Source organism: Yoonia sp., assembly GCF_965660735.1.
Taxonomy (GTDB): domain Bacteria; phylum Pseudomonadota; class Alphaproteobacteria; order Rhodobacterales; family Rhodobacteraceae; genus Yoonia.
Genome location: NZ_CBFIBD010000005.1, coordinates 104,003 through 110,002, shown reverse-complemented (window position 1 = coordinate 110,002; position 6,000 = coordinate 104,003). Strand labels below are relative to the sequence as shown.

The 6,000-nt window shown below is 54.8% G+C and carries 9 protein-coding genes; 8 read left to right on the top strand and 1 reads right to left on the bottom strand.

Annotated elements, in window-relative coordinates:
- The 6 genes from ACTG4B_RS04290 to rplP form a co-directional block, all read left to right on the top strand.
- The coding region (locus ACTG4B_RS04290) for an AAA family ATPase (protein ID WP_439154450.1) at positions 1 to 1,687 on the top strand (1,687 nt) is incomplete at its 5' end.
- 201 nt (positions 1,688 to 1,888) lie between these two features.
- Complete coding sequence (rplB, locus tag ACTG4B_RS04285; RefSeq protein ID WP_439154449.1) at positions 1,889 to 2,731, top strand: 50S ribosomal protein L2; 843 nt, start codon at positions 1,889 to 1,891, stop codon at positions 2,729 to 2,731.
- Between the two features lie 2 nt (positions 2,732 to 2,733).
- Positions 2,734 to 3,012, top strand: a complete 279-nt coding sequence (gene rpsS, locus ACTG4B_RS04280; RefSeq protein ID WP_439154448.1) for a 30S ribosomal protein S19 — start codon at positions 2,734 to 2,736, stop codon at positions 3,010 to 3,012.
- 3 nt (positions 3,013 to 3,015) lie between these two features.
- On the top strand, positions 3,016 to 3,396 hold the full coding sequence (gene rplV / locus ACTG4B_RS04275; protein WP_296376880.1) for a 50S ribosomal protein L22: 381 nt from the start codon (positions 3,016 to 3,018) through the stop codon (positions 3,394 to 3,396).
- Positions 3,396 to 4,100: a 30S ribosomal protein S3 gene (gene rpsC / locus ACTG4B_RS04270; protein WP_439154447.1), complete on the top strand. Its 705-nt coding sequence runs from the start codon at positions 3,396 to 3,398 to the stop codon at positions 4,098 to 4,100. The genes rplV and rpsC overlap by 1 nt, the downstream gene beginning before the upstream one ends.
- Positions 4,101 to 4,112: 12 nt before the next feature.
- On the top strand, positions 4,113 to 4,526 hold the full coding sequence (gene rplP / locus ACTG4B_RS04265) for a 50S ribosomal protein L16 (RefSeq protein ID WP_106358387.1): 414 nt from the start codon (positions 4,113 to 4,115) through the stop codon (positions 4,524 to 4,526).
- Between the two features lie 162 nt (positions 4,527 to 4,688).
- On the opposite strand, the gene ACTG4B_RS04260 is transcribed toward rplP, so the two are convergent.
- Positions 4,689 to 5,309 (bottom strand): TIGR02466 family protein, encoded by a 621-nt coding sequence (locus tag ACTG4B_RS04260; protein ID WP_439154446.1) that lies wholly within the window; start codon positions 5,307 to 5,309, stop codon positions 4,689 to 4,691.
- A gap of 245 nt (positions 5,310 to 5,554) precedes the next feature.
- On the opposite strand from ACTG4B_RS04260, the gene rpmC reads away from it, so the two are divergent.
- Together rpmC and rpsQ are read left to right on the top strand one after the other, a co-directional pair.
- Positions 5,555 to 5,761 (top strand): 50S ribosomal protein L29, encoded by a 207-nt coding sequence (gene rpmC, locus ACTG4B_RS04255; protein ID WP_439154445.1) that lies wholly within the window; start codon positions 5,555 to 5,557, stop codon positions 5,759 to 5,761.
- Between the two features lie 3 nt (positions 5,762 to 5,764).
- Positions 5,765 to 5,995, top strand: coding sequence for a 30S ribosomal protein S17 (gene rpsQ, locus ACTG4B_RS04250; protein ID WP_439154444.1), 231 nt, complete (start codon positions 5,765 to 5,767; stop codon positions 5,993 to 5,995).
- The last annotated feature ends 5 nt before the right edge of the window (positions 5,996 to 6,000 follow it).

Sequence of the window (6,000 nt, the reverse complement as noted above, 5' to 3'; positions counted from 1 at the left end):
TTGCTTGAGACTTCACGCTGTCACAGTGGAAAATCTCAAGGCTATTGAAAAAGCTCGAGTCGAACTGGCAAACGTGACCATACTTGTTGGCCAGAATAGTTCTGGAAAGTCATCGTTTTTGCAGGCATTACACTGGGCCTGTCGTTGTATTGCTGACAGCAAAATACAAAATAACCAGGCACGAAGTGTTGCTGTCCAATCACTTGACTATTTTCCGACACTTGATGCGAAGGTGGTTGGTCACAATAAGGAACTACGCGAAGGAAGAGGTGATCAAGAAAACATATCTGTCTTTGTAACACTTGAGACAGAGGCCGATGATGACGACGAAAAAATCCGCACCGGTGTAATCCCCATAAAACGCGGTAGAAATGACGCCATCCAGATTGACCTCAGGCAGGAAAACAAACTTCCCTCAAAGTTGTATTCTGAACTCTCTAACCGAAAGAAGCCATTCACTGCCTACATTCCAGGCCTTGCGGGCATTCCGTCGAGTGAAGAAAAGAAGAGTAGGCAACCCGTTTTTCGAAGTGCTGCTAGTGGCGACGCGAATAGCGTTCTGAGGAATATATTGCTGCTCATCCAAAGTGCAGCCAATGAAGACCTTCGCTTATTAGAGGCTTGGGTGTCGAAGGTTCTCGGCCCAACAAAACTGGATATCACCTTCGAAGAAGGCGATCATTTTGATATTCAGGCGTTGATCAAAACTGAAAAAATGGGAGATGACTGTTGGGCTCCGCTTGAGTTGGCAGGTACCGGCGTATTGCAGGTAATCCAAATATTCTCCTATCTGTTTCTTTTTAGGCCATCTATCCTGCTAATTGATGAACCAGATGCACATTTGCATCCCGATAGGCAGGAAAAGCTAATTCGAACGATTGAGGACGCTGCCTCTGTTTATGAAACACAAGTTATCCTTACCACTCATAGCCCTCACGTGATACGAACTGCTTCCCAAAGCGTTAACTTGGCGTGGCTGTCCGATGGTGGTGTAGCCACCGATGAGAAGGCCATCCGAGCAAAGATGGGATGGGGCTTGCTCGACAAATCCGTTCTCATAATAACTGAGGATCAAAACACCCCACTTCTGCAGTCACTAGTAGATCAATGGCCTGAGCATGGCAAAAAGACAGCCATCTGGCCAGTATTTGGTAACGAAAACCTGCCGACCGCCGATGGAGCGAAGGCGCTGAAGGCGATGCTTGGGATTTCGAAGCTGATTGTTCATCGAGATGCCGATTTCATGATTGAGGCTGAAAGGGAGAAGCTCAGGAGCAAGTTCCTGGGGAGCGAATGCGAACTGTGGATCACGGCCCCTTCAGACCTAGAGGGTTACTTGTGTGACCGAGACCATCTGCGCCAGTGCCTCTCGCTGACAGAAGAACAAGCTGAAGATCTCTTATCGGAGGCATGGAAAAAAACTTATGATTCCAAGACTTTTCAAGCGAAACGATCACAATTAAACAAGAATGAGAAGTTTTACGGTGGCGGCTCAGGAACGCCCACTCACGAAGCCGCAAAAGATGAGTTGGACTACCACTATGCTGGTTCCATCAAAGGCAAGAAACTATTGAAGCAACTGAAGTCATTGGTACATGAAGTATACGGAAGATCACCTCAGGAGCTATTTCGTTTTGAAACAGATGGATGTGTCGCTGATGACCTTAAATTGATACTGGGCCACTAGTCTCAGTAGATCAACGTGCGGACTTGACCAGTGGAATCCACCTCCAGCCCCTAGACACCCCACCCATCCCCCGCTATACGCCCACCATTCACACCCACCCCGGATTCGTCCGGGGTGCTGTGCTTTATACCATCGGGCACCTTCGGGGGCCTTTAACATCAGGGTTCGCAAGAACCCGCCAAGCAAACGGAAGAAGCTAACATGGCACTCAAGTCGTACAAACCGACGACGCCGGGCCAGCGTGGGCTGGTGCTGATCGACCGTTCGGAGCTTTGGAAAGGACGCCCTGTCAAGGCCCTCACAGAGGGTTTGACCAAGTCGGGCGGACGGAACAACACCGGACGGATCACCATGCGTCGTATTGGTGGGGGCGCAAAGCGTCTTTACCGCATCGTCGATTTCAAGCGCAACAAGCTGGACATGTCCGCTGTTGTCGCGCGTATCGAATATGACCCGAACCGCACCGCATTCATCGCGCTGATCCAGTACGAAGACGGCACACAAACCTACATCCTGGCGCCACAGCGTCTGGCCATCGGTGACAAGATCATCGCGTCGGCCAAGGCTGACATCAAGCCGGGCAACGCAATGCCGTTCAGCGGCATGCCCATCGGTACCATCGTTCACAACATCGAGCTGAAGCCAGGCAAGGGCGGCCAGATCGCCCGCGCTGCCGGCACCTACGCCCAGTTCGTCGGTCGTGATGGTGGCTACGCGCAGGTGCGCCTGTCATCCGGTGAACTGCGTCTGGTCCGTCAGGAATGCATGGCCACCGTCGGTGCCGTGTCGAACCCCGACAATTCCAACCAGAACCTCGGCAAGGCTGGCCGGATGCGCCATTACGGCGTACGCCCGTCGGTCCGTGGTGTCGCGATGAACCCGATCGACCACCCCCACGGTGGTGGTGAAGGCCGGACATCCGGTGGTCGGACGCCCGTGACACCTTGGGGTAAAGATACCAAGGGCAAGCGGACACGTAACAAGAACAAAGCATCGCAGCGGCTTATCGTCCGTTCGCGTCATGCCAAGAAGAAGGGTCGTTAATTATGGCTCGTTCCGTATGGAAAGGCCCATTCGTGGATGCCTATGTCTTGAAAAAGGCAGAAGCGTCGCGCGAAAGCGGCCGCAACGAAGTGATCAAGATCTGGTCGCGCCGTTCAACAATCCTGCCTCAGTTCGTTGGCCTGACCTTTGGGGTCTACAACGGCAAGAAGCATATCCCCGTCAACATCTCTGAAGACATGATCGGTCAGAAGTTTGGTGAATATTCGCCGACCCGCACCTATTATGGTCATGCAGCAGATAAAAAAGCGAAGCGGAAATAAGTCATGAGCAAGGATAAAAATCCCCGCCGCGTGGCTGACAACGAAGCGATGGCAAAACTGCGCATGCTGCGCACGTCCCCGCAAAAGCTGAACCTGGTTGCCGCGATGATCCGTGGCAAAAAGGTGGAAAAGGCCCTGACAGACCTGACCTTCAGCAAAAAGCGTATTTCGGACGATGTGAAGAAATGCCTGCAGTCGGCCATTGCCAACGCGGAAAACAACCACAACCTTGACGTCGATGAACTGGTCGTCGCCGAGGCTTATGTCGGCAAGAACCTGATCATGAAACGCGGACGCCCCCGGGCCCGTGGCCGTTTTGGCAAGATCGTCAAGCCGTTTTCGGAACTGACCATCAAGGTGCGTCAAGTTGAGGAGCAATCATAATGGGTAACAAAGTAAACCCTATCGGGATGCGTCTTCAGGTCAACCGCACCTGGGACAGCCGTTGGTTCGCGAATACCAAGGACTATGGCGATCTGCTGTTGGAAGACCTCAAGATCAAGGCCTTTATCCGCGAAGAAGCCAAGCAAGCCGGCATCAGCCGCGTGATCATCGAACGTCCGCACAAAAAGTGCCGCGTCACGATCCACGCAGCCCGCCCCGGTGTCATCATCGGCAAGAAAGGCGCAGACATCGAAACCCTGCGCAAGAAGCTTGCGAACCTGACCAAATCGGAACTGCACCTGAACATCGTTGAGGTTCGCAAGCCCGAACTGGACGCAGCACTGGTTGCTGAATCCATTGGTCAGCAGCTTGAGCGTCGGGTATCTTTCCGCCGCGCGATGAAGCGCTCTGTTCAGAATGCGATGCGCATGGGTGCCCTGGGGATCCGGGTCAACCTTGCCGGTCGTCTGGGCGGTGCTGAAATCGCACGGACTGAATGGTACCGCGAAGGCCGCGTGCCGCTGCATACGCTGCGGGCCGACATCGACTATGCGCTATACGAGGCGATGACACCCTATGGGATCATCGGCATCAAGGTCTTCATCTACAAAGGTGAGATCATGGAGCATGACCCATCAGCGCACGACCGTAAACATGCCGAGCTGCAAGAGGGTTCCATCCCTCGCGGCGCTGGCCGTAGATAAGGGGCGGGATAGATGCTACAACCAAAGCGCACAAAACACCGCAAGCTGCACAAAGGCCGCATTCGGGGCGAAGCCAAGGGCGGGTCTGACCTGAACTTTGGCACTTACGGCCTGAAAGCGATCGAGCCAGAGCGGATCACCGCACGCCAGATCGAAGCCGCACGTCGTGCCATGACGCGGCACATGAAGCGTCAAGGCCGCGTCTGGATCCGGATTTTCCCGGATACGCCTGTCACCTCCAAGCCCGTCGAAGTACGTATGGGTAAAGGTAAGGGTTCGATCGACTTCTGGGCCTGCAAGGTCAAGCCCGGTCGCGTGATGTTCGAAATCGACGGCGTCAACGAAGACATCGCCCGCGAGGCCCTGCGCCTTGCCGCGATGAAGCTGCCGATCAAGACACGGACCGTCGTCAGAGAAGATTGGTAAATCTTCTCTGAGGAGGGGTAAGCGATTGGCGCAGCCAATTGCGGCCCGACCCGGTAGAGACAAAAAAGCCCCCGCTGAGTGATCGGCGGGGGCTTTTCTATTATATATCAGAAAATAATGAGTTATTCTGCGGATGGGTGACATCACCCATCCTACGGCGCTTTATCCCCAACTATAATTAAAGCTCACACTGATCCGCTCGTCCTCTTCGGCCATGTTCATGGGGACCTCGTGGCGCAGCCAGCTTTCCCACAATAGGACGTCTCCGACTTCAGGTTTCACATAGATGAACTGCCGCAATTCCTCGCGTGCGTCTTTGACCCGCGTGGGGGCGGCCATCATCATGGGCAGGCGGGGGTCTTCCAGTTTCAACGCACTCGCCCCTTCGGGCATGGCGACATAAGTCGTGCCGCTGATCACCGAATGGGGGTGGATGTGGCTGGTGTGGATGCCGCCGGGGGGCAGGATGTTGATCCAGATGTCTTCCAGTTTTAACGCCTTGTCGCCCAGATCAAATTCCAGATCTTTGGCGAAGGCGGCGACATGGGCGTCCAACACGCGGACCAGATCGGCAAAGATCGGGAACCGCCAGGGCAGGTCTGTCAGGGACGCATAAGAGGTGTATCCGGGATAGCCCTGCGCCTCGCACCAGTCCTGTCCGGCCTCGTCATCGTCGGCGATTACAAGACAGGAGTTTTCCAGCTCGGCCGGGTCGACGGGGCCCTGCTCAGACAGCTTGGCATGATAAAGGCGGGTCGCGAAGAGGGATTTGATCTGGGTCATGGGGTCTACATATCCCGCCCGACGGGAGAGGTATAGTGCAGAGGGTCGCGTTCAGCCCTTGGGAGGACCGGGCGCTGGCCGGCCTGCCAGCCGAGCGGAACATCTGAATACCGCTATTCATTGCCTCACAAGGGGTTGCTTTGTATCGCGAGGGGGTCTAAACGGCGCACTTCTACACCCACTCCACCGGGAATCGGGTCACGCCTTTGTGCGGCCTGCCGGTGATGTTGAAAAAGGAAAATGGCATGAACGCCAAAGAACTGCGGGACAAGACACCCGACCAGCTTCGTGAAGAGCTGGTGAACCTCAAAAAAGAAGCCTTCAACCTGCGTTTTCAGCAGGCTACCGGCCAGCTTGAAAACACTGCCGCGATGCGCGCCGCCCGCCGGAACGCCGCCAAGGTGAAGACAATCCTGAACGAAAAGGCCGCTGCTGCGGCATCGGAGGCTTAACCTATGCCTAAGCGTATCCTTGCCGGGGTTGTCACAAGCAACCAGAACGCCCAGACCGTCACCGTGTCGGTCGAACGTCGTTTCAAGCACCCTCTGCTTCAGAAAACAGTGCGTAAGTCCAAGAAATATCGTGCGCACGACGAAAACAACACTTTCAACGTCGGTGACCAGGTCCGTATTCAGGAATGTGCGCCGAAGTCGAAAACCAAACGCTGGGAAGTGATCGCCTCTTAAGGCGG

What these genes read in the sequence shown, in the direction of transcription:
- rplB (WP_439154449.1), top strand. Translation starts at nt 1,889, where the DNA reads ATGGCACTCAAGTCGTACAAACCGACGACGCCGGGCCAGCGTGGGCTG.
- rpsS (WP_439154448.1), top strand. Translation starts at nt 2,734, where the DNA reads ATGGCTCGTTCCGTATGGAAAGGCCCATTCGTGGATGCCTATGTCTTG.
- rplV (WP_296376880.1), top strand. Translation starts at nt 3,016, where the DNA reads ATGAGCAAGGATAAAAATCCCCGCCGCGTGGCTGACAACGAAGCGATG.
- rpsC (WP_439154447.1), top strand. Translation starts at nt 3,396, where the DNA reads ATGGGTAACAAAGTAAACCCTATCGGGATGCGTCTTCAGGTCAACCGC.
- rplP (WP_106358387.1), top strand. Translation starts at nt 4,113, where the DNA reads ATGCTACAACCAAAGCGCACAAAACACCGCAAGCTGCACAAAGGCCGC.
- ACTG4B_RS04260 (WP_439154446.1), bottom strand. Translation starts at nt 5,309, where the DNA reads ATGACCCAGATCAAATCCCTCTTCGCGACCCGCCTTTATCATGCCAAG.
- rpmC (WP_439154445.1), top strand. Translation starts at nt 5,555, where the DNA reads ATGAACGCCAAAGAACTGCGGGACAAGACACCCGACCAGCTTCGTGAA.
- rpsQ (WP_439154444.1), top strand. Translation starts at nt 5,765, where the DNA reads ATGCCTAAGCGTATCCTTGCCGGGGTTGTCACAAGCAACCAGAACGCC.